This window comes from Brevundimonas sp. ALps5 (assembly GCF_058681645.1).
On record NZ_CM178744.1, the window covers coordinates 3,296,883 to 3,320,707 of the forward strand.

The following is a 23,825-nucleotide window of genomic DNA, read 5'->3' on the forward strand; positions in this document are numbered from 1 at the left end:
AACACTCCGGTACGAACGCCCGTCCTGACTACACGAAGCGTGCCAGAACGGGGGCCCGTTCCCCTCGCGGGGGTGCGACCTAATGATCGCCGCGCGGGTCGATCATCTTGTGGGCGTGCAGGATGAAGAAGCGCATGTGGGCGTTGTCGACGGTGGCCTGGGCACGGGCCTTCCACGCCTTCTTGGCTTCTTCGTAGTTCGGATAGGCGCCGACGAACTCGACCTGCGACAGGTCGCGGAACACCGGGGCGTCCAGGTGACGCAGTTCGCCGCCGATGACGATGTGGAGCAGTTGCGGGGTTTCGACTTCGGTGTGGGCGCTCATCTGGGGTCCTTGACGGCGGGGAGGGGCTATGAGGCCAGCGGGATAGGCGCTGTGCGCCGGATGATCAACGGGTGCAGGGCCGGGGCGCTGCAAACCAGACTGGCCTGACGCGGGTCCGGGCGGTTGAACAGCCACGGCCGACCCTGATGATCCGAGACCCTGGCCCCGGCTTCGGTGGCGATCAGCCAGCCCGCCGCGACGTCCCAGTCCCACTTCGGCCCCATGGCGATCGCCGCGTCAAAGGCCCCCGCAGCGACCAGGGCCATGCGATAGGCCAGGGCGTTCCGCTTCTCATAGCGCATCGCCGGCCAGGGCTCGGGCCATTCGGGCCGTTCCATCAGCTGGGCGTCGGCCAGCACCGAGGCGTCGTCCAGACTGTCGGTGTCGGCCGGGGCTATGACCCGACCGTTTCGGCGCGCCCCGCCGCCCGTCGTGGCCACATAGGTCTCGTCCAGCTGGGGCGCATGGATGACGGCGGCGACCGGCAGGCCGTTCTCGACCACACAGATGGGCACGCACCACCAGGCGGCGTTCTTCATGAAGGCGCGGGTGCCGTCGATCGGGTCGACGATGAAGATGCGTTCGCGGCTCAGGCGCTCGCTCGAATCCGCCGTCTCTTCCGACAGCCAACCGTAGTCGGGCCGGGCGGTCAGGAGCATGTCCTTGAGCAATGCATCAACCGCCAGATCGGCGCTGGTGACCGGCGAACCGCCCGACTTGGACCAGATCTTGATCCCCCTGTCCCGCTCCGCCAGGGCCAGGTCGCCGGCGGCGATGGCGGCGGCGCGGATCAGTTCGAGGTCGGCGGCCAGATCGATCATTTGCCCGCGATGGCCACCGCGTCGAACAACAGGGAGGGGCTGTTGAAGGCCGAGCGGAACTCCAGGTCCGACCCCGGGACCATCCGCGCCCACAGGGCCTTCAGATTGCCGGCCACGGTGACCTCCGAGACCGGATAGGCCAGTTCCCCGTCCTCGAACCAGAAACCGGACACCCCGGCGGACCAGTCGCCGGTATTGCCGTTCAGCGAGGGGCCGAACATGGAGGTGACCAGAAGCCCGGTCCCGGCGTCGGCGATCAAGCCCGCCTTGTCGCGCAGGCCCGCCGTCAGGTGCAGGTTGTGCGCCGAGACGCCCGGAGGCCCCGCCAGACCACGCGAGGCGTGCCCCGTCGAGCGCAGGCCCAGCTGTTTGGCCGCGCCCGAGTTGAGCAGCCAGGTCATCAGGGCGCCGTCGTCGACGATATACTGCTTCTCGACCGTCACCCCCTCGTCGTCGAACGGGGTGGAGCCCAGGCCGCGCGGCCGGAACGGGTCGTCGATCAGGCTGACGCCCGAGGGCAGCAGCTTCTTGTGCAGATCGTCCTTCAGGAAGGAGGTCCCGCGCGCGATGGACGGGCCCGAGATGGCGCCCAGCAGGGGCGACAGGATCTGGGTCGCGACCCGGTTCTCGAAGATCACCGGGGCGGTGGTCGAGGCGATCTTGCGCGGGCCGGTGCGGGCCACGGCCTTGCGCCCGGCCTCGGCGCCGATGGACTGCGCGTCCGGCAGGTCGGAGAAGTGGCGGGTCGTCCGGCTCTCGCCGCCGCGCTCCATGCCGCCGTCCTTCTCGGCGATGACGCCGACGCCGAGCGAGAAGGCGCTGCCCTGATAACGGCCGTCGAAACCGTGCGAGGTCACCAGCCGCCATTCGCTGGAGGAGGTGGAGGCGTAGCCGCCCTCCGACCGGACCACGCCCTCGACGGCGAGTGCGACGCCCTCGGTCTCGGCGGCCGCGGCCTCCAGCTCGGCGGCCGAGCGTTCGGTGGCGTCATAGAGGTCGAGATCGCGGTGCGGCCCCATGTTCAGCCGGTCCTGCGGGGCCAGCATGGCGTAGGGGTCTTCGGGCGCCAGCCTGGCCATCGCCACGACCCGCTCGACCAGCCGGTTGCGGGTGGCCTCGGACAGGTCCGAGGCCGAGACCGAGGCCTGCCTCTGGCCGACGAAGACGCGCAGGCCCAGATCGCGCGACTCTTCCCGCTCGACCTCCTCCAGCGCCCCGTTGCGCACCCCCACCGACATCGAGCGCCGCTCGGACGTCACCGCCTCCGCGGCGTCAGCCCCCGCCTTCAGGGCGGCGGCGATCAGATCATGCAGGAGTTCAGGCGAAGCGGCGTCGGACATGCCCCGATATGGCCGACGGGGGAAGGAGACGCAATGACGGGGAGGGATTGGGGCGACTTGCAGTGTCTAGGCTACAGCCGAAAGCCGCTGTATCGCTTTGGACACTCACCTTGGTACCCTGCTCGCCCATGTTCTAAAAAGTACGCGGTCAGAACATAGCGTTGACGATCCGGATCGTGTCGTGAGTGACGGTCCAAGCCAAGGTGACGCGCCATTGGTCCAATTCAAAACTGTCGGATCGTTGCGTGCCGTAGGTGTCGAATGGTTTACCCACTTTGTGGCCTACGACTCTCAGCCGCGCCAACACCGCTTCCCACCGCCACTCGTCCTCTGGAAACGACTCCAGCACGTCCCGAACCATGTCCTCGACTGCGGGAGCGAGGATGATCTTAAAACCTTCAGGCGGCGCGCTAGCCCTCACGCAAACGACGCTCTGGCCCAGTCGTCTAGGTTGTCGGGGAGGCCAATGCTTTTCACGGCACCGGCAGCAACCGCCATCAGACCGTTTGCCTTCGTTTCCGACCACAGATCATCGTGAGAAAGCTCGCTGGCCTCATCTGCTGTCAGCTGGGTAATTGCCCGGGCCACTTCGTTGAGGACATCGATCTCCTCACCTGAGAAGGTCGTCAGATCGGGATCGGTCGTCGAGTACATTTGGCGACGGGTCGTTCCAACGATAGTTTTGACGGGCTCTTCATGAAGAAGCCCATCACTTCTCATTTTTGCGAGAACTGCTTCCAAACCTTTGGCGCAAGGACCGTTTGGCTTGCGAACGTAGTCTCGTGCTCCGGTGATTGAGACGCCGTGCCTGCGATAAAATTCGCAATCTGCGAACCACAGAACCTTGTTGAGCTTGGTCGCGCCAAGGGCCGCGCCGGGGTGGCGCGCAATGACGTAATGAGCTGCAAGGGCGAGGCGGTCGGGCACGGCTTATGATTCTCCTCTGGTCAAGCCTACATTGACTGAACAGTGATTAACATCGTCCTGTGGCGATAGCGGGGCCGCGTTGCAACGGTTCCATACTGGCCCTTCTCAGCAGACGCGTGGTGGTGCTGTCAGGTTGGGTGCCTTTTCGTACTCTGCCACCGCAACCAAACCTCCGCCGCCATCAGGTTCGGAACCCAGCACAGGAAGGAGATCGCCCGGTACCAGGGCAGGAAGTCCAGATCGAACACCTGCACCAGCGGCAGGTAGATCCTCAGCGTCACGGCGGCGAGGGTCAGGGCCCAGGAGCGGATCATCCAGCGGCGGTGGTCGGCGATGCGGCCCTGAACCGCCGCGCGCCAGCCCGCCAGGGTGAACCCGAGCCAGAGGACGGCCAGACCGCCGAAGCCCGCCGTGGCGATCGGTCCGGCGAAGGACCGGCTCGACAGGATCAGCCCGGCCACGCCCCCGACCAGCACGCCCAGCCCATAGACCCGCCCGACCCAGCGGTGCGGGGCGCGCCCCCGACGCAGCGCCGGAATGAACTGCACCGACCCCAGCAGCAGGGCCACGACCGCCCCCGCCACATGGACGAACAGGAAGGGCACACCCAGCGGATTGCCCAGGGCCTGCTCCGCCGTCTGCGGCGGATGGATCAGATATTTCGACGCATAGCCGGCGATGCCGAGGCACATCAGGGCCACCACCAGCCAGCCGATGCGGGCGGGCCAGGACATGCGGGTCTGGGCAAGGGTCATCGGGTTCCCTCCGCCTTCGCCAGCAGACGCCCGTCGCCATAGTCGCCGTCCAGCCGCCCGGTCCGGGCCCAGTCCAGCACCGCCTTATAATAGCCGGGTGCATAGCCCAGCGAGGTGCGCCGCCCGTCCGGGCCGGTCTCGAACCGGATGATGCCGTGATCGGTGTCGGGATATTCCAGCAGGGTGATCGGCCGCCCCCGCCCCGACAGGTCGATCAGGCGTCGGCGCGTGGCGTCGGGCGGGGCGCCGGTGTCCTTCTCGGCCTGAATCCACAGCATGGGCGTGTTCAGGCTGCTCAGCACAGGCAGGGGGTCATAGTCCCACGAGGTCCCGGCATCCATCTGCGGCGCCATGGCGATGATCTGGTCATTGGGCGTGTTCAGCAGCAGGCCGGTGAACTCCCCCTTGATGTCGGCGTACCAGGGCTCGGCGCGATAGCGGGCGCGCACGGCCTCCAGCCCCTCGAACCCCACCGCGCCGCGCGAGGCGACGAAGGCGCCGGTGACGTCGGTGATCTTGCGGGCGTCTTCCAGCACCTCCGGGCCCCAGCCCTTGGCCTTGAGGTCCAGCATGACCTGATCGCTGTCCTCGGCCAGAACGCCATAGGCGAGGCCGAAGCCGACGGTGACGAAATCGACCGGCGTCAGGCTGGCGGCCAGCGGCGCCACCCAGCCGCCCTGACTGGCGCCGTGCAGACCGACCCGGCCCGCCCGGGCGCCCGCCATCCGACGGGCCTCGACCACCGCCGCGGCGGCGTCCTCGGCGAGGATGTGGAAGTCCTGGGTGTAGCGGCCCTCCGACCCGCCCGACCCGCGCTTGGCATAGACGAAGACGCCGACGCCCGAGGCCGGGGCGAACCGCTGGAAGGCATTGAAGTCCAGGGCATTGGCGCCCTCCGACCCGTGCACCTCGACCATGATGGGAACGACGCCTTCGCCCGGCGGCAGGATCAACCGCCCTTTCAGATGCACGCCGCCATGGCCGACGAAGGTGGTCTCCTGCGCGTTCAGAACCACCCGCTGACCGGGATGACCGTCAAAGACGATCCGGCCGTCCTCGCAGGTCCCGAGCTGGGGTTGCGGCCCCTCCACGCGGCGCGTCGAGCCCAGGGTGCTGACCCAGCGGCCGTCCACGCCGAGGCTCATCGGCGAACTCGACCCGTCCAGCCGGCGCCAGCGCAGGCCGGCGGTCCCGTTCGGCGCCACATCCACCCAGCTTGCGTCATCCAGCCGATAGACGCCGACATGGCAGACCGTGGCGGGGTCGGGTCGCTCATCGACGTCGGCGCCGGGAATCTGCGCCCGGGCGGGCAGGGCGCTGAGCGAGACCGCGAACAGAGCGGCGGCAACGAGGAGAGAGGAGCGAAGGTGAGACATGAAGGGTCCTGTCCGGAGGGGCGTTGGACAACCGCCATTGCCGGTCGCCCGGCGGCTCGCTAGGCCTCGTTTCGCGAACGGCGCCGGGCCTTCGCGAACGGGGCGCGATCCATGATGAGAGGACGGCGGTGGGCGATCGACCTGGCGATCCTGGTCGCCATCGGCCTGCTGATGGGCTTCCTCGGCCCGTTCGGCTCCGACCACATTCCGGTGGTCAAGGCCTGGGTCTACTGGATGATCTGCATGGTCGGCGGCGGGCTGATCGGAATCGTCGCGGATGAATTGCTGATCCGGCCTCTGCCGGGGATCTGGCGGCGGGTGGCGGCGGTCTCGGTGCTGATCACCCCGCTGGTGACCCTGCTGGTCCTGACGACCCAGAATATCATGTTCGGCGAGCCGTACGGCTGGCCACACTATCTCGGCCTGCTGTGGCAGGTGTTTCCGATCCTGCTGGCCGTCATGGCCGTGCGCGCCCTGGTCTGGCGGCGTCTGCCCGTTCGCGTCGAGACCCGCACCGTCGTCGCCGCGCCCCTGCCGGAGGCCGAGGCCGCCTTCCGCCGTCGACTGTCGGCAAAGCGCCGCACCGCCCGGCTCATCGCGGTCGAGGCCCACGACCATTATCTGAGGGTCCATACCGACGCGGGCGAAGAGCTGATCACCCTGCGCTTCGCCGACGCGCTCGACGACCTCGCCTTGGCCCACGGCTGGCGGGTGCATCGCTCCTGGTGGGTCGCCGCCGACGCCGTCGAGGCCGTGCGCTGGAGGAAGGGGGCGGGAGAGGTCCAACTGGCCGGCGGCCTGACCGCCCCCGTCAGCCGGACCTATGCACCGGTGCTGAGAGAGGCGGGGTGGTTCTAGGCCGGGTTTGACAATCCTTTACAACGCCGCGCCGCAAGCCTTGCTACACCCAACCCATCAGGCGGCTCCGTTCTACACCGCATCCGTCTGAAGCGGCCCGGCGTTCCAGCCCAAACCCCCGACACGCCGGGCCGCTCACTCTGTCAGTGACAGAAGAAGCACCAGATCAGCGCGCCCGCCGCGCCGAGCAGCGGGAAATAGGTCAGCAGCATCCCGGCCATCCGCTGGACCGCAGGCGGCCTGCCTTCGCGGGTCACGAACATCCCCCAGGCGTGCAGCACCCGACCGAGAAAGAAGGACCCGCCGACCGCGTGGATCCACACCGGTGAGAACCCGGTCAGGGCCATCAAGGCCAGGCCGATCAGGGCGATGGGCATGTATTCGGCGGCGTTGCCGAAGGCGCGGCTTGCGGCGGCGACCTCGGCCTTGCCGCCGTCGCCGATGGAGACCTTGTGCTTGCGCCGGTTGGCCGAGGTCAGTCCCGACAGGACCAGCAGCAACAGGATGCAGAGCCCTGTCCAAAGACCCGCAGCATGGATCGCAGAGTTCACGCCTATTCCTCCCGCCCGACCGGATACAGCCGGTAGCGCTGATCATAGAACGGCGTCCGCTCATAGAACCAGCCCAGTCGGGCGTCCTGATCGGCGGCGAAGGTCGGGTCGGCGGCCAGTTTGGCCTCGAACTCGGCCTTCAGGGCCGGATCGGCGGCCAGCATCTTCTCGGCCATCGGGGCGATGGCATAGCCCTCGATATACTCGACCCGATTCAGGATCTCGGGGAACATGCCCCAGGCGAAGAAGCTCTCCGACGACTGCGGCTCCAGCAGCAGGACGACGATGTCGCCCATCGGCTGGTCCGTCGGCACCCGCACCGAGCCCGCCGGATAGATCCAGTCGTGGCGCTCGGCCTCGACCGTCTTCACCGAGATCTGGACGTGACCTTCGTTGGTGCGCGGGGCGATGACCGGGTCCTCCAGCCGCAGCAGATCGACCGACACGGTGCGCGGCGCCGTCAGGGTCTCCATCTGGACCCCGTGCATCTTCAGCCGTTCGATGACGTCGGTGCGGTACGACGGCACCCAATAGGCGGTCGGCCGGTTCAGCGTCAGGGTCGGGTGCGACGCGAAATAGGGGACCTGCCACAGCACCGGATCCGGCTGACCCAGCCAGCGCAGTTCCTTCCCGCCCGAGGCGACGCTCTCGTAGGTCTCATAGAGGATGCCCTTGAACGCCCGGATGTAGGAGGGCTCGGTGTCCGGGGCGAAGTTGGCGGGGATCTCCGTGGGACGCAGGGTCTTGTCGGCGGCGATGGCGGCCTTCAGGTCCGCGCCCTTGTTCGCCAGCAGGGTCAGGGCTTCCTCCAGGAAGACATAGGTGCCCAGCACCCTCTGCTCATGCGGCTTCAGGCTGTGGTTCTCAATCAGGATGGTCGGGACGTGCGCCGCCGAGCCCCAGCCGTTGGAATAGCGTTCGGCCAGGCCGCCGTCGTTCATTCCGGCCTTGGGATCGCGGTCGTTGATGGCGAAGACCAGCTCGCCCGGGATGTGGCCTTGCGCCTCCAGCGCCCCGTTCATGGCCGGCTTGAACGCATCATTCAGCCAGGCCGAGATGGCCGGTGAGCGGGTATAGGCGCCGTTCTCGCCGTTGAAGCCGTAGGTGACGTCGTACTGGTAGTCGATACCGTCGGTGACGTGGATGTCGACGTAGAGGGTCGGGTCGTACTTTTCGATCAGCCCCATGACCGCCTGCATCTCGGCCTGGTCCAGCTTCATGAAGTCGCGGTTCAGGTTCTGGTTGGTCGCCGTGTGACGCCAGCCCTGGATGCGCGGCCCGCGCTGGTTCGGGCGGCTGTAGGCCGAGGCGCGCTCGTGTCCGTCGACCGACAGGATGGGAATCAGGATCAGATTGACCTTGTCCAGCAGCCCGTCCTTGCCGTTGAAGGCGATGTCCCTCAGCAGCATCATCCCGGCGTCCTTGCCGTCGATCTCGCCCGGGTGGATGCCGGCCTGGGCCAGCAGGACGGGCTTGGACGGGTTGAACGCCGCGCCGTCCTTGGAGGCGATGACGGCGTAGATCGGACGGCCTTCGGGCGAGACGCCGAACTGCTCGATGCGGATCAGGTCGCTGGCCGCGTCCAACCGGTCGAACCAGGCGCGGGTGTCGGCGTAGTTGGGGCTGAAATCATGCTCCGGATCGGCCTCGAAGCCGCTGGCCCAGGGATCCGACGCCGGCCGCAACAGGGCCTTCGACGCCCCGTCCCAGACGGGCGCGGGCGGCAGGAAGGGCTGGTCCCACGGGGCGACGTTGGGAACGGATTGGGCCATGGCGAAACTCGGGAACAGGGCCGCGCCGGTCGCGAGGACGGCGATCAGGGGGGCGGCGGACAGACGGGGGAAAGGCATGGCCCGGATTGGTCCCCTGATCCGCCCCCGATGGCAAGCCCGGCTCACCCCCCGGGCGAGGCGGCCGCAGGAAGGGTCGTGGTGTCGGGCGCTTCCGGGGCGCCGGGCAGGCAGGCCAGCACCAGATAGATGACCACGTGAAACCCGATCAGGCCGCCGAACAGCTTGCGGTTCTTCGTCAGGGCCGCCGGCACGACCAGCACCACATAGAGGGTCAGGGTGAAGGCATAGGCGCCGATGATCCCCACGGCGTTCGGCTTGCCCAGCAGCTGCATCGCCGTGGTTCCGGCCATCAGCACATTGGCCGCCACCGTCAGCAGCAGGGCGACCTTCTTGTTGGCCCAGAAGTGGTCGTCCAGGTCCATGCCGTCATGGATGCTGTGCGGGAACACCAGCGAGGCCGCGATGAAATAGACCAGGGCGATGGCCAGGCCGATCACCAGCATGCCGTAGCTGAAGGGCGCGTCCCGGAAGGTATGCCATGCGGAATCCCAGAAGGTGGCGATGTCCAGGGCCACGAACAGGGCCAGCAGCAGGGTCAGCCAGCCGATGCGGATCGACTTGCGGTGCTGGATGGCCGTGGCGAACCCCGTGGCGATCACCGCAACCGACAGGCCCAGCACCATGCCGTAGAAGCTGAAGAAGAACTCGAATGCGCTCATTTGTCGGCCTCGGGGTTCGCAGGGGCTTTCACCGACCAGCCGCCGGTCGCCACCAGGGCCGTGACCGACCGGCCGATGTTGTAGCTGTGATAGGCCAGCAGGATGGCCAGGGCGGCGATGACCACCTTCTTGTTTCGCGCGATGGCGGCGACCAGGGTCAGGGCCGTGAACAGGGCCAGGCCGTACAGCAGCGACGGCTTGATCGCGGTCGTGAACTCGCCGGTGGCGTTGGTCACGACCATGAACAGGGTCGCCATGATCAGATTGGCGCTGAGCACGCACAGCAGGACGATGCGGCGCTGGCTCCAGAAATGGTCGTCCATCGACTGGCCGGGCGCCAGCTTGTTCGGGAAGGTCAGGGTCGCGGCGACATAGAAGATCCCGGCGACGAACAAGCCCAGGATCAGAAGGGCGAAGCTGTAGGGGGCGAACCTCAGGATCACCCAGGCCTGGTTCCAGAAGGTGGCGATATCGATGGCCACGAAGATCGCCAGCAACGGCGTCAGCAGGCCGAAGCGGATGTCCTTGCGCTGGTGCAGCAGTCGGGTGAAGCCTCCGACCAGCTCCGCCGCCGAAAAGCCGAGCAGCAGGCCATAGAAGCTGAAGAAGAACTCGAACGCGCCCATACGCCCCCCGCCTGAACAGGCTTACTGAACAAGCTTCACCTTAGGCGGGCGCGCCGATTCCGTCACCCGTGACGGATCGCGCAGGGGCGTAAACGACAACGGCCGGCCTTTCAGGCCGGCCGCGAGGATCGGTAAGGCGTGGGGCGGTCAGTGGCGCTGGCGGCGTGCGCGCTTTTCTTCCAGCTTGTCGACCGTCTCCTGGGCGCGAGCCATATCGGCGCGATACTCCTCGATCTGCGTCGTCTGGGCCGGGGTCAGGCCGCCCTGGGTCTCGCCGGCGGCCTCGATCGCGCTGATCCGGTCGCTCAGCTCGAAGACGCGGTCCTGGGCGTGGTTCAGGCGCTCGACGTCGCGTTCGCTTAGCGCCGGGGTCGGCGCGCGGCGCTGGCCTGCCAGAACCTGTGCATCGGCCGTGGTCGGGGCGATCACGGCCGGGGCGACGACAAGGGCCAGGGCGATGGCGAGGACGACTTTCATGTGGCTGCTCCGCAAATGAATTGGGACGATATTACGACATTAAAGTTTCGTCACCTTCAAAGTGTGCGGTGCAGCATAGGTCTTTGGCGCCATGTTTTTACGGACACAGGGCCATATATTGCCGGTCGGCGAGAATCGAAATCCCGTTCAACCCAAGGGATCGGCCCAGAGGATCGACGCCTTATTTCCAGATGGGACGGCTGTCGCCCGGCAGGCCCAGCCGGTCCCACATCGCGCTGACCTTATCGACGACCTCGTCCTCCATGCGGATCTCCTCGCCCCATTCGCGCTTCGTCTCGGGCGGCCATTTGTCGGTCGCGTCCAGGCCGATCTTGGAGCCCAGGCCGCTCTCGGGGCTGGCGAAGTCGAGGTAGTCGATGGGGGTGGATTCGATGACGGTGATGTCGCGCGCCGGGTCCATCTTGGTCGAGATGGCCCACATGACATCCTTCCAGTCGCGGGCGTCGATGTCGTCGTCCACGACGATGACCCACTTCGTGTACATGAACTGGCGCAGATAGCTCCAGACGCCCAGCATCACCCGCTTGGCGTGGCCCGGATAGGCCTTCTTCATCGACACCACGGCGATCCGGTAGCTGCACCCCTCGGGCGGCAGCCAGAAGTCGGTGATCTCGGGGAATTGGGCGCGCAGCAGCGGGATGAAGACCTCGTTCAGCGCCTCGCCCAGCACCGAGGGCTCGTCCGGCGGCCGGCCGGTGAAGGTGGTCAGATAGATCGGGTCCTTGCGCATGGTGATCGCCGTCACCTGGAAGACCGGGAAGGTCTCGACCGAGTTGTAATAGCCGGTGTGGTCGCCGTAGGGGCCTTCGGGCGCGTGCTCGTCCAGCAGGACGTGGCCCTCCAGCACGATCTCGGCGTTGGCAGGCACCATCAGGGGCACGGTCTTGCACGGAACCAGCTCGGCCTTCTGCCCGCGCAGCAGGCCGGCGAACTGGTATTCCGACAGGGTGTCCGGCACCGGCGTCACCGCGGCCAGGATGGTGCCCGGATCGGCGCCGAGCACGACGGCGCAGGGCAGGGGCTCGCGCTTTCCGGCCTTCTTGTGCCGCTGATAATGCTGGGCCCCGCCGCGGTGAGCCAGCCAGCGCATGATGGCCTTGTCCTTGCCCAGCACCTGCATCCGGTAGATGCCCAGGTTGAAGTCGTCCTCGGCGCTGTCCGACGGCCCCTTGGTCACCACCAGCCCCCAGGTGATCAGCGGCGCCGGCTCGCCGGGCCAGCAACCCTGGACGGGCAGGGCGGTCAGGTCGATCTGGTCGCCCTTCAGCACCACCTGCTGCACCGGTGCCGTCTTCACGACCTTGGGCCGCATCGACATCACCGTCTGGGCCAGGGGCAGCATCTCCATGGCGTCGCCCAGACCGCGCGGCGGCGTCGGATTGCGCAGGAAGGCCAGCAGCTCCCCGACCTCGCGCAACTCCTTCGCGGTCGTGCGGGTCTTCTTTTCCATGGTCACGCCCATGGCTACGCGCTTCACCGTGCCGAACAGATTGGCCAGGGCCGGGATCGGGCTGATGGAGCCGTCGGGCATGACCGGCTTTTCGAACAGCACCGCCGGCCCGCCGTTGCGCAGCAGCCGCGTCTGGATCTCGGTCATCTCAAGGTGGGTGGAGACGGGCTCCGACACCCGCACCAGCTCCCCCTCGGCCTCCAGCATGGCCATGAAGTCGCGCAGGGATTTATAGGCCATGGGGGGTCTCGTCGGCGGAGTCAGTCTGTACGCGAGGCTTAGGCGGCTGCGGGCCCCAAGTCACGCTGCCGAGTTGTCCACCCGGTCCCGCCGCGGATTTTACAGTCGTTTACTCGGGGTTCGGCGAGCGCCGGTCTATCACCGTCCTCGAAGCCCGGCGCAGCCGGATCAGGGATGGGGAGGAGATCATCATGAAGAAGACGCTCTGGACCCGGGTCAGCCTTCCCCTGGCCTTCATCGCGTCCGGTCTGGCGTGGTGGGCGATCATCGACCTGGCCCGCGCCGCCCTGACTGCTGGCTAGGTTGAGGCCCGGCGCGCCCGGCCGCCCAACAGCTTGTCCAGCCCGACGATCGCCAGCCCTACGATCAGGAAGAAGGCCAGCAGGCCGGCATAGTTGATCAGCGCCCGGCTCCAGCCCAGCTTGCCGATGTCGATGAAGAAGTACGGGTACCAGTCGATCAGGGCGCCGTGGATCACGGTCCACAGGCCATAGACCAGCGGAAACGCCAGCCACTTCACCGGGTCGATCCAGCGCAGCCGCCCCTTGGGCGTGAACAGCAGCCAGTCCAGCACCACCGCCGCGGGCATGATATAGTGGACGACCCAGTTGCCCAGCGCCGCCAGCCCCTCCGGCTGCCACGTCGCGCTGAGGATGAAGTGGAACACCAGACCGACCACAGCGATATACATCGCCACCGCCGCCCGGACGCCTTCACTCGCCGTCCACCGCCCGATGCGCGTGTTGGGCGCCAGCGCGGGGGCGAGGAAGACCAGGTTGGCCAGCACATTGGTCTGGGTGGTGAAGAAGCTGAAATAGACCACCGTGCTGCCCAGCGGCGAGCTGCTCATCCCGCCGAACACCGCGGCCCACCACTGGTAGGCGATGGCCGTGCAGCCGATGGCCGAAAAGACGATGCGCCAGATCCGCGCGGCATTCTGCATCAGTAGGCGGGAACGTCAGACACCAGCGCCCAGAGCGGCAGGTGCAGGGCCCGGGTGGCCGCCTCCAGCTGGGCGCTGTCCAGACGGCTGCGTCCGGCCTCGCACCGGCGGATGACGTCGGGGCTGGCGTGGATGGCCTCGGCCAGGGTCTCGATCCCGACGCCGCGCTCCTCGCGCCAACGCTTCAATCGCCGCCCCGCCGACTGATAGCGGGGGTCGGCCTCGGGAAACTCCAGCACGACGCCCATCCGGACCTCCTTGAAGCGACGTCCTCGATGCGCCTTCTTCAGAGACGCTTCAGTCAGTCTGATCCCATTTGAAGTCGGGGTCCAGCCAGTCGCCGAGGCGGCCGTCGGGCCGGGCGAGGGCGTGAATCTGCGCCATTTCGTCGTCGGTCAGCTGGAAGTCGAAGATGTCGAAGCTCTCTTCGGCGCGGCTCACCTTGGTCGTGCGCGGGATGGCGATGACCTCCTGCTGGATCAGCCAGCGCAGGGTCACCTGGCCGGCCGACTTGCCGTGGGCGCGACCGATGGCGTTGATCACCGGGTCGTCGGCGATCTTGCCCTGGGCCAGCGGCGACCATGCGGTGATTGACGAGCCCAGCTCGTCCGAGGTCGCCAGCAGGGGGGCGAGGTTCAGGTAGGGGTGGTACTCGACCTGGTTGGTCACCAGCTTGGCCTTGGACACGCCCTGCGCCTGCCGGAACTCGGCCGAGGGGAAGTTGGACAGGCCGATCGACCGCGTCAGCCCCTGATCCTTCGCCTCGTTCAGCGCGCCCAGGGTCTCGGCGAAGGTCGGCGTCTTCTTGGGCCAGTGCAACAGCAGCAGGTCGGGGGTGAAGCCCAGGCTCGTCGCCGATTCCTTCGCCTGGGCGATCAGGGCGTCGTGATGGAAGTGGGCGACCCAGATCTTGGTCGTCAGCCAGACCTCGTCGCGGGTCACATGGCCGGCCTCGATGGCGTCGCGGATGCCGTCGCCGACCGCCGCCTCGTTCTTGTAAATCCACGCCGTGTCGATGTGGCGATAGCCGATGCGCAGGGCCTCGGCGACCATCCGCCGCGCGTCCTCGGGCTCCAGCATCCAGGTGCCGAAGCCCAGCAGGGGAATGGACAGGCCGTCGACTTCGATGCGGGGTTGATCGGCCATGGCGCGCGCCTGTGTTGCGGTGGGGGAAGGCGTCTACCTAGGCCCTCAGGCGGCGGGCGCAACCAGATCGTCGAAAATCTCGTCCCACAGCGGCTCCATTCCAGCCCGGAAGGCGCCCTCGTGCCCGATGCGCCGGACGCCCTGATCCGCCGGGGTCCGCACCAGGATCGTCTTGGGCGCATTGGGATAGACCCTCAGCAGCCGCTCGGCCGTCACCGGCGTCGCGATCGGATCGTCGGTGAAGATCCACGAGGTGATCGGCGCGGTCACGGCGTCAAAGGCGTTGGGCCGCAGCCGATCGCCCAGCTCGTCCTCGAAATACTCGGGCTTCAGGCACCAGCGCTTCCAGGTCTCGAATACCCCGCGCGGCAGGTCGGTCCCGGCCCACAGGCCGCCGCCCTTCACATAGCCGTGCCGCCTCAGGCTGTGCGGGCCGAAGCCGTGCCAGAAGAACAGCTCCAGCGGATTGTAGCTGCGATGGTGCAGGCCCCAATAGCCGATGCCCACGCTGACGAAGGCGTGGCGCGTGATGCGGTTCGGCTCGGGCATGAAGCCGACGAAATGGCCGCCGACGCTGTGGCCAACATGCAGGATCGGCAGGCCCGGCGCGGCCGCCTCCAGCGCCTGAACCGCCGCCGGCATGTCCCAGCGGCCCCAATCGGGATAGTCCATGACCATGGCCGCCAGGTCCTCGGGCCGCGATCCGGCGATGCCCCGGAAGTCATAGGTCAGGACCGCCGCCCCCTTCGCCGCCAGATGCCGCGCGAACCGTTCGTAGAACCGCTTGGGAAAGCCGGTCCCCGACGACATCAGCACCGCGTGCTTCGGCTCGGAATGCGAGATCAGCCGCATCGACAGCGGATAGCCGTCCGCCGCCTCATGGACGAAGTCGCGCGTGTTCAGAGCAGGAGAGGGGGAATCGGTCACGGGGTCAGTCCTGTTTCAGGACGGACGATGACAGCTTGACCCCGCGTCAGGTCAAGCCTCTCCCGGTAGTGTCGGATGCGCCTTCGACAGGCTCCGCGGCGCCTGTTTCCGCCACCGCCGCGCCAGCATGACCCTCAGCCAGTCCGGATCGACGCTGGCGATGCGCGCCAGCACCAGCGGGTGGTCCTTGTAGTGGTCGGTGAAGTGGAACGTCGTCGGGTCCATCTCGATCAGCAGCTCGCGCTCGTCGAGGCTGTCGAGATGGACCACGATGCTGTCGTCCAGTTGCGGCCGGATCCAGGTCAGGAATTTGCCCGCCACCTTGAACGACGGCTCGCCATAGGAGACGCCGTCCTCCACGCCCGGCAGGGCGAACAGCAGGGCGCGGAGTTCGGCGTGGGTCACCCTATTCGATGTCCTCATGAAGGAACGCCACCTTGAACCCCGCGGCCTTCAACGCCTGCATCGTCGACAGGATATCGGCGTAGCGCGCCTCCGTATCGCCCCGGATGAAGATCGGACGCCGGTGGCATTCGCTCCCTCGCGCGTCGTATTGGGCGGCGCAGACGTCGCGGGCCAGGGTCTCTTGCGAAGCGGCCGCTCCGCCGATCATCAGCCCGCCGGTCGCCCCGACGGTGACGAAGACGGGGTCCCAGGCCGGGCCGTCTCCGTACATACCGTTCAGCGGCGACTGATCCATTTCCCAGGCCGTGTTCACCACCGGCGTGGTGATCATGACCATGGTGAGCAGGGCCAGCAGGACGCCGACGACCGGCGTCAGGTCGATCCGGGCCATGGCGTCGATCGTCAGAGTGCGGGCGGGGGCCATCCTATTCGATATCCTCGTTCAGCAGTCCCACCTTCTCGAAGCCGTGGGCGTGCAGGTCGTTCATCACGGCCATGAAGCTGCGGTAGGAGGTTTCGGCCTCGCCGCGCACGAAGACCCGCTCGTTCTGGCAGGCCCCCCCGCCGAGTTCGGCGCAGACGTCGGCGGCCAGGGTCTGCATCGAGGTGGCCTTGTCCCCGATGAAGAGGGCGCCCGAGGCCTGGACGCTGACATAGACCGGGTCCTTCTGAGGCGGCAGCGGCGTGTTCGGGGCCGGCGGCATGTCCAGCTTCAGGGACACGGTCGCCAGCGGCGCCGAGACCATGAAGATGATCAGCAGCACCAGCATGATGTCCACGAACGGCGTGACGTTGATGTCCGAGTTCTGTTCGGCGGCCTTCGGAGCCTGAAAACGCATAGCCATGGCGATCTCCCTCTCATTTGGTTGGCGGACCCTTGTTCCGCCGGGAGATGTGGAGCCGACATTTAGTCAAAGAAAAGGCCGCGTCCCGGAGGGCGCGGCCTGATCTTTTCGCGAATGGGGACGAACCCTATTCGATGTCTTCGTTCAGAAGGCCGACCTTGAAGAAGCCCTTCTTCTGCAGCTCGTTCATGACTTCCATGAACTGGTTGTACTTCACCTCGGCCTGGGCGCGGACGAAGACGCGCTCTTCCTGGCAGCCCTGACCGGTGGGGTTGCCCACGGCGGCGCAGACGTCGTTGGCCAGGGTTTCGATGGTGGTCTGCTTGTCGGCGATGAAGATCGAGCCCGATTCCTGGATCGAGATATAGGTCGGCTCTTTCTGCTGTTCCGGGTTCACCGGCGGGGTGGCCGGCGGCAGGTCCAGCTTGATCGACACGGTGGCCAGCGGGGCCGAGACCATGAAGATGATCAGCAGCACCAGCATGATGTCCACGAACGGCGTGACGTTGATGTCCGAGTTCTGTTGGATCGTCTTGCCGCCCGAGGCGCCGACGGGGCCCGAAACTTTGCCAGCCATACTTACTTGTCTCCGTCGAGGCCCGCCGCGCGGCGGACTGCGGTTGAATGTTCAGACCGGTGTCTTGGCGTCCCCGGCGTCGCTTGTAAAGCGGTCTCGACGCCCCGGCGGTTCCGTCGCGTCGCTTTTCGCCCGTCGGGCGAGAAGATCAGCCCCGGGCCAGTTTCAGGAAGCGCTCAACCAATGCCGGATCGGACTTGAACGCGCCGGTGAAGCGGGTCGTCACGGTTGAGACGTGGCGGTGATGCACGCCGCGCGTCGTCATGCACTGGTGCTCGGCGTCGACCAGGACGGCGACCCCCTTGGGCGACAGGTGCGATTCGATGGCCTCGACGATGTCGTTGGTCAGGGTTTCCTGGTTCTGCAGCCGCTTGGCGAAGATCTCGACCACGCGGGCCAGCTTGGAGATGCCGACCACCTTCTCGCCCGGCATATAGGCGACGAAGGCCTTGCCGATGAAGGGCGCCATATGGTGCTCGCAGTGGCTCTCGACCTCGATCTGGCGCAGCACGACCATGTCGTCATAGCCGGTCACGTCCTCGAAGGTGCGCGACAGTTCCTTGGCCGGATCGGCGTCATAGCCCTCGAACCATTCGGAATAGGCGTCCACCACCCGCTTGGGCGTATCGACCAGACCCGGACGCGAGGGATCGTCGCCGGCCCAGGCGATCAGGGTCCGCACGGCCTCCAGCGCCTGCTCCCGGCTCGGCTTCAGGGGCATGTCGTTCCCGGGAACGAGAACGGGTTTTGCGGGCGTCGAACTCATGAAATCGGTCTCAAACGAACGGGGAGGCGACGAAGACGGCTTCATTCGCCTTCGGACACTGTTTAACAGCTTCGCGGCTATATGGGACGTTCAGTCCGTACTGCAAGAAAACGATCAAGGCCGCCCTCCACCATGACGCTCTCCCTCTACGACACCCTGCACCGTGAAAAGCGGGTGTTCACGCCCCGGGATCCGAAGCGGGTGACCCTCTATGTCTGCGGTCCGACGGTCTATGACTACGCCCACATCGGCAACGCCAGGCCGCCGGTGGTGTTCGACGTCCTTACGCGGCTTCTGCGCCGGGAATACGGCGCCGACCACGTCATCTACGCCCGCAACGTCACCGACGTGGACGACAAGATCAATCAGAAGGCCCACCGCGAAGGCGTCGAGATCGGCGAGATCACAGCCCGGTACGAGGCCGCCTATCTGGCCGACATGGGGCTGCTGAACGTCAGCCCGCCGGACATCGCCCCGCACGTCACCGATCACATGGACGCCATCGTCGCCCAGATCGGCCAGATCATCGACGCCGGCTGCGCCTATGCCGCCGAGGGCCATGTGCTGTTCGACGTCTCGGCCTATCCGGCCTATGGCGCCCTGTCGGGCCGGAATCTGGACGACATGATCGCCGGCGCCCGCGTCGAGGTCGCCCCCTACAAGAAGAACGCCCACGACTTCGTCCTGTGGAAGCCGTCCAAGGAGAACGAGCCCAGCTGGCCGTCGCCCTGGGGCGCGGGCCGTCCGGGCTGGCACATCGAATGCTCGGCCATGATCGAGGAAACCCTCGGCCTGCCCATCGACATCCACGGCGGCGGCATCGACCTGGTCTTCCCCCACCATGAGAACGAGATCGCGCAAGGGGTCTGCGCCCACGGCCACGCCCATGCGGATCAGGCCCCGGCCGAATACAGCCGCTACTGGATGCACAACGGCTTCCTGACCGTGGACGCCGAGAAGATGTCCAAGTCGATCGGCAACGTCCTGCTGCTGCACGACCTGGTCCAGAACCTGCCGGGCGAGGTGGTCCGCTGGGCGCTTCTCTCGGCCCACTATCGCCAGCCGCTCGACTGGAACCAGTCACTGCTGGACCAGTCGAAGAAGAACCTCGACCGTCTCTACGGCGCCCTGCGCCGCGCCGCCGACATCGAGGCGAAGGCCGACGTCCCGGCCGACGACTTCCTCGAGGCCGTGTCCGACGACCTGAACACCCCCGGCGCCATGTCGAAGCTCTTCGCCCTGTCCAGCGAGATCGAGCGCGCCATGACCGCCGGCGACCACGACGCCGTCGCCGTCGCCAAGGGCCAGCTGCTGGCCTCGGGGCAACTGCTCGGCGTCCTGCTGTCTTCGCCCGACCAGTGGTTCGAAGGCGGCGCCGACGACGCCCTCAAGACCGAGGTCGAGGCCCTGCTGGCTGAACGCGTCACCGCCCGCGCCGCCAAGGACTGGCCCGCCGCCGACCGCATCCGCGACCGCCTGACCGAACTCAACGTCGTCGTCATGGACGGCCCGACCGGCGCCACCTGGCGGTTGAAGGAGTAGGGAACAGCGTCTCCTCCCCACGCAGTGGAGAGGAAGGCCGCACATCCTCCCCATCTCTGATGGGGAGGGGGACCGCGAAGCGGTGGAGGGGCCGATCGCACAGCGATCGGTGGGCGGTGGAGGGGGTCTTGAAGCACCTCCCGACGGCAGGGATCCAAGACCCCCTCCGTCTCCTCGCAAGCGCTCGGAGCCACCTCCCCATGCTTCGCACGGGGGAGGAGACGAAATGTCAAACCCGTGTTACGCCAGTTCCTTCACTCGTCGGGGGATAGGCGTGAAACATCTCTTCTGGGCCTTCGTCCTGGCCTTGGCCGTCACCGTGTTCGGCTTCTGGCCGACGACCGTGGGCGCCTTCGGGCCGCCGGATGCGATCCGCATCGTCCACGGCCTGTTCGCGGTCGGCTGGATGGTGCTGCTGATCGTGCAGAGCTGGCTGATCGGCCATCGCCAGAACCGGACCCACCGCTGGATCGGCTGGACCTCGCTCATTCTCGCGCCCGGTCTGGTGATCAGCGCTCTGGTGGTGGTCCTGACCTCCCAGGGCGCGGTCTCGCACTTCCCGCCGGACCTGCTGCTGATCCTCGACTGGATCGACCTCTGGTCGCTCTTTCTCTTTTCGGTCCTCTATGTCGCGGGCATCCTCGCGCGCCGGACGATGTCCCTGCATTCCCGCTGGCTGGGTTCGACGGTCTTCGTGGCCCTGATCCCGGCGCTGGGCCGCGCCTACGGCATGAATATCGAGGCCATCGGCGGTCTGCGCGGCTCCCTGCATCCCTCCTACTGGACGGTGGAGGTCATCCTGATCGCCCTGATCGTCCGCGACGCCCTCAAACACGGTGGCTTCAAGGCCCGCTATCTGACGCCCTATGCCGTGACCCTGGCGGGTCTGCTGGCCATGGAGTGGACCATGTTCATGGCCCCGCACTGGCAATGGTTCGCCGACTTCATGGGCCTGATCAGCGGAACCTGACGGCGCGGAACTGCGACAGCTTGCCACAGCCGCCGGAGCGTAGTTTGTAACGCCGCATCTCATTCGAGGTCGGAGTTCCTCATGTTCGCACCCCTCGTCGCCGCGCTGGCCCTCTCGCAGGCCGGAGCGGTCCCGCCGACCCTGTTCAGCTACTCCGGCGTCACCCTCGACCCCGCCGGCCGGACGATCGCCTCGGTCGATTCCAGCCAGGCCCAGGGCGCGGCCGGGACGCATGGCGTGGTCACCCTGCGCGGTCTGGACGGCAAGGTCTCCGGGACCCTCGATCCCTGCGCCGCCTGCCGCTACAGCGCCCCGACCTGGTCGCCGGACGGCTCGAAACTGGCTTTCCTCGCCAACGGTCAGGATGGCGTCACCCTCTATGTGTCCGAGCGCGGCGTCCCGCGCGCCGTGACCACGGTCCAGGGTCTGGTCTCCACCCCGCGCTGGTCGCCGGACGGCCAGTCCATCGCTCTGCTGATCACCCTGAACCCATCCAAGGAGACCGGCGCCACCCAGGCCGGGGCCCGTCAGGTCGGCGAGATCGGCCGTCTGTCGCTCGACAGCCAGCGCATCGCCACCGTGCCCCTCAGCGGCGGCCAACCCCACATGGTCTCGCCCGACGGCACCTTCGTCTATGAATACGACTGGACCCCGGACGGTCAGGGCTTCGTCGCCACCGCCGCCGAGGGCAATGGCGACAACAACTGGTGGGTCGCCTCCCTGCGGTCCTTCCCCATCGCCGGCACGCCCCGGATCATCGCCGCGCCCCGCTACCAGATGAACATCCCGCGCGTGTCGCCGGACGGAAAGACCGTGGCCTTCATCGGCGGCGTGATGAGCGACTTCGGCTCGGTCGGCGGCGACGTCTACACGGTCCCGTTCGAGGGCGGCGTTCCGACCGACGTCACCCCCGGCTATCGTGGCACCTTTACCTCCGTGGCCTGGCGCGGCGCCAAACTGGCCTCGACCCTGATCGTCGGCGGCGAGACGGGGACGGCCATGGTCGATCCCGCGGCGAAGTCCGTCTCCGACGTCTCCACCGCCCCGATGTCGATCTCGGCCGGGGAGGGGAAGGCCTCCTTCGACGCCCGCGCCCGCACGGTGGCTTACGTCAGCGAGACCTTCGATCGGGCCCCGCGCATCGAGGTCGGGATGCCCGGCCATATGCGCGTCCTGACCCACGACAACGACGGCCTGGCCGCCACCGTCTCGGCCCACAGCATCAGCTACCAGTCCGAGGGCCAGACGGTTCAGGGCTGGGTCCTCCAGCCGCTTCAACTAACCCCCGGCGCCAAATATCCGATGGTGGTCCAGGTCCATGGCGGCCCGTCCTCGGCGGCGCTGCCGAAGTTCGTCTTCGGCGGCACGGTCTCCGATCTGGTCAAGGCGGGCTACTTCATGTTCCTGCCCAACCCGCGCGGCTCCTACGGCCAGGGCGACACCTTCGAGCGGCTGAACTATCAGGACTTCGGCGGCGGCGACCTCAAGGACATCCTCGCCGGGATCGACTTCATCGAGGCCCGGTCGCCGGTCGATGACGCCCGCCTCGGTGTCTACGGCCACTCCTACGGTGGCTTCATGACCATGTGGACCGTGACCCATTCCCAGCGCTTCCACGCCGCCGTCGCCGGCGCCGGCATCGCCAACTGGGGCAGCTACTACGGCCAGAACGGCATCGACCAGTGGATGGTCCCCTTCTTCGGCTCGACCTTCTACGACGACCCCTCGGTCTATGACCGCCTGTCGCCGATCCGCTCGATCACGGACGCCCACACCCCGACCTTCATCTATGTCGGCGAGCGGGATCTGGAGACCCCGGCGCCCCAGTCGATGGAGTTCTGGCACGGCCTCGTCGCCAACGGCACGCCGACCTCGCTGGTCATCTATCAGGACGAGGGCCACGGCATCCGTCAGCGCGAGCACACCGAGGACCTGTCGCGCCGCATCGTCGGCTGGTTCGACCAGTATCTGAAGCCCGCGAGCTGAGGCGGGCCCGAAAGAGGGAAGGGAACACGGCGGGGGCGCGGGCCGTTCAGGCGGCATGAAAGCTCCGAGCTCGCGCATCGCGCCCGCCTTCGCCGCCTGTTCCCTGATCGCCCTGCTGGCCGCCTGCGGTCCGGCGCCGGAGAAGGCCTCCGAGCCTGCTCCGCCCGCCGCCACAGCTCCGGCGACCCCGACGCCTGCGCCCGCTCCGACGCCGACCCCGACCGCCCCGACCAAGGTCATCGGCCTCGAAGGCCTCGGCGACCTGAAGATCGGCGAGCCGGTCCCGGCGGGCGGCTCGTGGGCCGAGCGCGGGGCCCAGACGGGCGACGCCTGCCGCACCGTGTCCTCGCCCGACTATCCGGGCGTCTACGCCATCGTCGAACAGGGCAAGGTCCAGCGCATCACCGTCGGCCAGCGCTCGGACGTGAAACTGGTCGAGGGGGTCGGCGTCGGTTCGACCGAGAAGGATGTGAAGAGCTGGTTCGGCGGCTTCCGCGAGGAGCCGCACAAATACCAGGACGCCCCCGCCAAATACCTGACCGCCCCCAATGCGGCGAGCGGCGACCCGGCCGTCCGTTTCGAAATCGGCTCCGACGGCAAGGTCAGCCTGATCCACGTCGGCGTCATGCCGGCGCTCGGTTATGTCGAGGGCTGCAGCTAGGAGCCGCAGGGGGCGGGGACGGGCGCCGTCTCGTAGGTCGGCCCGATCAGATTGTGGGTCCGGGCCAGTGCGATCCGGCTCCCGATCCGACAGCGCGGGTTGCCGGGAAGGCGGATTTCCATGCGGCGGCCGTCTACCTGAACGAAGGCGATCGGGTGGGAGCGGCGGCCGACCGAATTGCCAAATCCGATGATCCGGCCGGTCGCGGCCTCGGTGGGGCCGTACGGGCCCTGCCACACCTTCAGCGCCACGCCGAACAGCGCGGCGATCAGGACGCAGATCACCAGCCCGATCACGGCGGCCCGGTGGAATTCCCACCAGCTTTGAATGGACCACCACATCGCGCCAACCTTCTGACCGAAGTGCGATCATGGGCGGCCTGACGCGGGTAATCCAGCCTAGGGCGTCGGTGCGTGGGGCCAATTGTAAAACGTTGTAAGATGGACGCGAATCCCCGGTGTACGGAACCGGAAGTGGTGGCATGACAGGGGCGCGGAGCGTTCCCTGACAGGCGCTTCGTGACCGGCCCGGCGATTCACACCAGTCAACCAGTCGGGCCGGTCGCCCTGCCTTCCCTTCCTGCCGCCGCTCATCCGGCGAAGGGAACCGGCATAATTTCGCGCACGGTCGCCAATGATGTCAGCCACTTGCGCCTGACGTGACCCAATCGGTTCAGCATGCCTCGGGGCCCGGCTATACTGGCCGTCCGGTCTTTGACATTACCCGTCGCCCTTCCACGCCGCTCGCACTCGAGTGCAAACCGGGTGCAACGAACGGA

27 protein-coding genes are annotated in these 23,825 nt (G+C 67.3%); 5 read left to right on the forward strand and 22 right to left on the reverse strand.

Annotation, left to right across the window (positions count from 1 at the left end; genetic code table 11):
* Window positions 1-79: 79 nt before the first annotated feature.
* From ACW172_RS15550 to ACW172_RS15575, 6 genes are all read right to left on the reverse strand, one after another.
* Complete coding sequence (locus ACW172_RS15550; protein WP_492032342.1) at window positions 80-325, reverse strand: DUF4170 domain-containing protein; 246 nt, start codon at window positions 323-325, stop codon at window positions 80-82.
* Window positions 326-351: 26 nt separating this feature from the next.
* Window positions 352-1,146 carry a 3'(2'),5'-bisphosphate nucleotidase CysQ gene (locus ACW172_RS15555; protein WP_492032343.1) on the reverse strand — a complete coding sequence of 265 codons (795 nt, stop codon included), beginning with the start codon at window positions 1,144-1,146 and terminating at the stop codon, window positions 352-354.
* Window positions 1,143-2,486 (reverse strand): TldD/PmbA family protein, encoded by a 1,344-nt coding sequence (locus ACW172_RS15560; protein WP_492032344.1) that lies wholly within the window; start codon window positions 2,484-2,486, stop codon window positions 1,143-1,145. The genes ACW172_RS15555 and ACW172_RS15560 overlap by 4 nt, the downstream gene beginning before the upstream one ends.
* A gap of 417 nt (window positions 2,487-2,903) precedes the next feature.
* Window positions 2,904-3,413, reverse strand: coding sequence for a Panacea domain-containing protein (locus ACW172_RS15565; RefSeq protein ID WP_492032345.1), 510 nt, complete (start codon window positions 3,411-3,413; stop codon window positions 2,904-2,906).
* 128 nt (window positions 3,414-3,541) lie between these two features.
* Entirely contained in the window at window positions 3,542-4,168 is a 627-nt protein-coding gene (locus tag ACW172_RS15570) for a DUF2306 domain-containing protein (RefSeq protein WP_492032346.1), read from the reverse strand.
* Window positions 4,165-5,544, reverse strand: coding sequence for an alpha/beta hydrolase family protein (locus ACW172_RS15575; RefSeq protein WP_492032347.1), 1,380 nt, complete (start codon window positions 5,542-5,544; stop codon window positions 4,165-4,167). The genes ACW172_RS15570 and ACW172_RS15575 overlap by 4 nt, the downstream gene beginning before the upstream one ends.
* A 111-nt stretch (window positions 5,545-5,655) precedes the next feature.
* On the opposite strand from ACW172_RS15575, the gene ACW172_RS15580 reads away from it, so the two are divergent.
* Window positions 5,656-6,402 (forward strand): LytTR family DNA-binding domain-containing protein, encoded by a 747-nt coding sequence (locus tag ACW172_RS15580; protein WP_492032348.1) that lies wholly within the window; start codon window positions 5,656-5,658, stop codon window positions 6,400-6,402.
* Window positions 6,403-6,545: 143 nt separating this feature from the next.
* Here ACW172_RS15580 and ACW172_RS15585 read toward each other — a convergent pair whose 3' ends face one another.
* The 15 genes from ACW172_RS15585 to folE all read right to left on the reverse strand — a co-directional run bounded on the left by ACW172_RS15585 (window position 6,546) and on the right by folE (window position 17,888).
* Entirely contained in the window at window positions 6,546-6,953 is a 408-nt protein-coding gene (locus tag ACW172_RS15585; protein ID WP_492032349.1) for an MAPEG family protein, read from the reverse strand.
* A 2-nt stretch (window positions 6,954-6,955) separates the two neighbouring features.
* Window positions 6,956-8,803, reverse strand: coding sequence for a M14 family metallopeptidase (locus ACW172_RS15590; RefSeq protein ID WP_492032350.1), 1,848 nt, complete (start codon window positions 8,801-8,803; stop codon window positions 6,956-6,958).
* Window positions 8,804-8,847: 44 nt separating this feature from the next.
* Window positions 8,848-9,465, reverse strand: coding sequence for a hypothetical protein (locus ACW172_RS15595; RefSeq protein ID WP_492032351.1), 618 nt, complete (start codon window positions 9,463-9,465; stop codon window positions 8,848-8,850).
* Window positions 9,462-10,091: a hypothetical protein gene (locus ACW172_RS15600; protein ID WP_492032352.1), complete on the reverse strand. Its 630-nt coding sequence runs from the start codon at window positions 10,089-10,091 to the stop codon at window positions 9,462-9,464. The genes ACW172_RS15595 and ACW172_RS15600 overlap by 4 nt, the downstream gene beginning before the upstream one ends.
* A 147-nt stretch (window positions 10,092-10,238) precedes the next feature.
* Window positions 10,239-10,568, reverse strand: coding sequence for a hypothetical protein (locus tag ACW172_RS15605; RefSeq protein ID WP_492032353.1), 330 nt, complete (start codon window positions 10,566-10,568; stop codon window positions 10,239-10,241).
* A 181-nt stretch (window positions 10,569-10,749) separates the two neighbouring features.
* Window positions 10,750-12,279: a UbiD family decarboxylase gene (locus ACW172_RS15610; protein WP_492032354.1), complete on the reverse strand. Its 1,530-nt coding sequence runs from the start codon at window positions 12,277-12,279 to the stop codon at window positions 10,750-10,752.
* A 298-nt stretch (window positions 12,280-12,577) separates the two neighbouring features.
* Window positions 12,578-13,222 (reverse strand): Pr6Pr family membrane protein, encoded by a 645-nt coding sequence (locus ACW172_RS15615; protein WP_492032355.1) that lies wholly within the window; start codon window positions 13,220-13,222, stop codon window positions 12,578-12,580.
* Window positions 13,222-13,470, reverse strand: a complete 249-nt coding sequence (locus ACW172_RS15620) for a helix-turn-helix domain-containing protein (protein ID WP_492032356.1) — start codon at window positions 13,468-13,470, stop codon at window positions 13,222-13,224. Before ACW172_RS15620 ends, ACW172_RS15615 begins: the two co-directional genes overlap by 1 nt.
* A gap of 49 nt (window positions 13,471-13,519) precedes the next feature.
* On the reverse strand, window positions 13,520-14,368 hold the full coding sequence (locus ACW172_RS15625; protein ID WP_492032357.1) for an aldo/keto reductase: 849 nt from the start codon (window positions 14,366-14,368) through the stop codon (window positions 13,520-13,522).
* A gap of 45 nt (window positions 14,369-14,413) precedes the next feature.
* The gene (locus tag ACW172_RS15630) at window positions 14,414-15,295 is read right to left on the reverse strand and encodes an alpha/beta hydrolase family protein (RefSeq protein ID WP_492032358.1); all 882 of its coding nucleotides are present in this window, start codon (window positions 15,293-15,295) and stop codon (window positions 14,414-14,416) included.
* A gap of 51 nt (window positions 15,296-15,346) precedes the next feature.
* The gene (locus ACW172_RS15635; RefSeq protein ID WP_492032359.1) at window positions 15,347-15,700 is read right to left on the reverse strand and encodes an MmcQ/YjbR family DNA-binding protein; all 354 of its coding nucleotides are present in this window, start codon (window positions 15,698-15,700) and stop codon (window positions 15,347-15,349) included.
* Window position 15,701: 1 nt separating this feature from the next.
* Complete coding sequence (locus ACW172_RS15640; RefSeq protein ID WP_492032360.1) at window positions 15,702-16,124, reverse strand: ExbD/TolR family protein; 423 nt, start codon at window positions 16,122-16,124, stop codon at window positions 15,702-15,704.
* Between the two features lies 1 nt (window position 16,125).
* Window positions 16,126-16,545, reverse strand: coding sequence for an ExbD/TolR family protein (locus ACW172_RS15645; RefSeq protein ID WP_492032361.1), 420 nt, complete (start codon window positions 16,543-16,545; stop codon window positions 16,126-16,128).
* A gap of 127 nt (window positions 16,546-16,672) precedes the next feature.
* Window positions 16,673-17,122, reverse strand: a complete 450-nt coding sequence (locus ACW172_RS15650) for an ExbD/TolR family protein (protein WP_492032362.1) — start codon at window positions 17,120-17,122, stop codon at window positions 16,673-16,675.
* 148 nt (window positions 17,123-17,270) lie between these two features.
* On the reverse strand, window positions 17,271-17,888 hold the full coding sequence (gene folE / locus ACW172_RS15655) for a GTP cyclohydrolase I FolE (RefSeq protein WP_492032363.1): 618 nt from the start codon (window positions 17,886-17,888) through the stop codon (window positions 17,271-17,273).
* A gap of 132 nt (window positions 17,889-18,020) precedes the next feature.
* Here folE and cysS point away from each other — a divergent pair, with 132 nt between their 5' ends.
* The 4 genes from cysS to ACW172_RS15675 all read left to right on the forward strand — a co-directional run bounded on the left by cysS (window position 18,021) and on the right by ACW172_RS15675 (window position 23,047).
* Window positions 18,021-19,430 carry a cysteine--tRNA ligase gene (cysS, locus tag ACW172_RS15660; RefSeq protein WP_492032364.1) on the forward strand — a complete coding sequence of 470 codons (1,410 nt, stop codon included), beginning with the start codon at window positions 18,021-18,023 and terminating at the stop codon, window positions 19,428-19,430.
* Between the two features lie 274 nt (window positions 19,431-19,704).
* A complete protein-coding gene (locus ACW172_RS15665; protein ID WP_492032365.1) occupies window positions 19,705-20,400 on the forward strand; it encodes a hypothetical protein in 696 nt (231 codons plus the stop codon).
* An 81-nt stretch (window positions 20,401-20,481) separates the two neighbouring features.
* Window positions 20,482-22,386 (forward strand): S9 family peptidase, encoded by a 1,905-nt coding sequence (locus tag ACW172_RS15670; RefSeq protein WP_492032366.1) that lies wholly within the window; start codon window positions 20,482-20,484, stop codon window positions 22,384-22,386.
* A gap of 55 nt (window positions 22,387-22,441) precedes the next feature.
* On the forward strand, window positions 22,442-23,047 hold the full coding sequence (locus tag ACW172_RS15675) for a hypothetical protein (protein WP_492032367.1): 606 nt from the start codon (window positions 22,442-22,444) through the stop codon (window positions 23,045-23,047).
* On the opposite strand, the gene ACW172_RS15680 is transcribed toward ACW172_RS15675, so the two are convergent.
* On the reverse strand, window positions 23,044-23,388 hold the full coding sequence (locus ACW172_RS15680) for a hypothetical protein (protein WP_492032368.1): 345 nt from the start codon (window positions 23,386-23,388) through the stop codon (window positions 23,044-23,046). The two genes, ACW172_RS15675 and ACW172_RS15680, sit on opposite strands and share 4 nt — an antisense overlap.
* Window positions 23,389-23,825 lie beyond the last annotated feature (437 nt).

What these genes read in the sequence shown, in the direction of transcription:
- ACW172_RS15550 (WP_492032342.1), bottom strand. Translation starts at nt 325, where the DNA reads ATGAGCGCCCACACCGAAGTCGAAACCCCGCAACTGCTCCACATCGTC.
- ACW172_RS15555 (WP_492032343.1), bottom strand. Translation starts at nt 1,146, where the DNA reads ATGATCGATCTGGCCGCCGACCTCGAACTGATCCGCGCCGCCGCCATC.
- ACW172_RS15560 (WP_492032344.1), bottom strand. Translation starts at nt 2,486, where the DNA reads ATGTCCGACGCCGCTTCGCCTGAACTCCTGCATGATCTGATCGCCGCC.
- ACW172_RS15570 (WP_492032346.1), bottom strand. Translation starts at nt 4,168, where the DNA reads ATGACCCTTGCCCAGACCCGCATGTCCTGGCCCGCCCGCATCGGCTGG.
- ACW172_RS15575 (WP_492032347.1), bottom strand. Translation starts at nt 5,544, where the DNA reads ATGTCTCACCTTCGCTCCTCTCTCCTCGTTGCCGCCGCTCTGTTCGCG.
- ACW172_RS15580 (WP_492032348.1), top strand. Translation starts at nt 5,656, where the DNA reads ATGATGAGAGGACGGCGGTGGGCGATCGACCTGGCGATCCTGGTCGCC.
- ACW172_RS15590 (WP_492032350.1), bottom strand. Translation starts at nt 8,803, where the DNA reads ATGCCTTTCCCCCGTCTGTCCGCCGCCCCCCTGATCGCCGTCCTCGCG.
- ACW172_RS15595 (WP_492032351.1), bottom strand. Translation starts at nt 9,465, where the DNA reads ATGAGCGCATTCGAGTTCTTCTTCAGCTTCTACGGCATGGTGCTGGGC.
- ACW172_RS15600 (WP_492032352.1), bottom strand. Translation starts at nt 10,091, where the DNA reads ATGGGCGCGTTCGAGTTCTTCTTCAGCTTCTATGGCCTGCTGCTCGGC.
- ACW172_RS15605 (WP_492032353.1), bottom strand. Translation starts at nt 10,568, where the DNA reads ATGAAAGTCGTCCTCGCCATCGCCCTGGCCCTTGTCGTCGCCCCGGCC.
- ACW172_RS15610 (WP_492032354.1), bottom strand. Translation starts at nt 12,279, where the DNA reads ATGGCCTATAAATCCCTGCGCGACTTCATGGCCATGCTGGAGGCCGAG.
- ACW172_RS15615 (WP_492032355.1), bottom strand. Translation starts at nt 13,222, where the DNA reads ATGCAGAATGCCGCGCGGATCTGGCGCATCGTCTTTTCGGCCATCGGC.
- ACW172_RS15620 (WP_492032356.1), bottom strand. Translation starts at nt 13,470, where the DNA reads ATGGGCGTCGTGCTGGAGTTTCCCGAGGCCGACCCCCGCTATCAGTCG.
- ACW172_RS15625 (WP_492032357.1), bottom strand. Translation starts at nt 14,368, where the DNA reads ATGGCCGATCAACCCCGCATCGAAGTCGACGGCCTGTCCATTCCCCTG.
- ACW172_RS15640 (WP_492032360.1), bottom strand. Translation starts at nt 16,124, where the DNA reads ATGGCCCCCGCCCGCACTCTGACGATCGACGCCATGGCCCGGATCGAC.
- ACW172_RS15645 (WP_492032361.1), bottom strand. Translation starts at nt 16,545, where the DNA reads ATGGCTATGCGTTTTCAGGCTCCGAAGGCCGCCGAACAGAACTCGGAC.
- ACW172_RS15650 (WP_492032362.1), bottom strand. Translation starts at nt 17,122, where the DNA reads ATGGCTGGCAAAGTTTCGGGCCCCGTCGGCGCCTCGGGCGGCAAGACG.
- folE (WP_492032363.1), bottom strand. Translation starts at nt 17,888, where the DNA reads ATGAGTTCGACGCCCGCAAAACCCGTTCTCGTTCCCGGGAACGACATG.
- cysS (WP_492032364.1), top strand. Translation starts at nt 18,021, where the DNA reads ATGACGCTCTCCCTCTACGACACCCTGCACCGTGAAAAGCGGGTGTTC.
- ACW172_RS15670 (WP_492032366.1), top strand. Translation starts at nt 20,482, where the DNA reads ATGTTCGCACCCCTCGTCGCCGCGCTGGCCCTCTCGCAGGCCGGAGCG.
- ACW172_RS15675 (WP_492032367.1), top strand. Translation starts at nt 22,442, where the DNA reads ATGAAAGCTCCGAGCTCGCGCATCGCGCCCGCCTTCGCCGCCTGTTCC.
- ACW172_RS15680 (WP_492032368.1), bottom strand. Translation starts at nt 23,388, where the DNA reads ATGTGGTGGTCCATTCAAAGCTGGTGGGAATTCCACCGGGCCGCCGTG.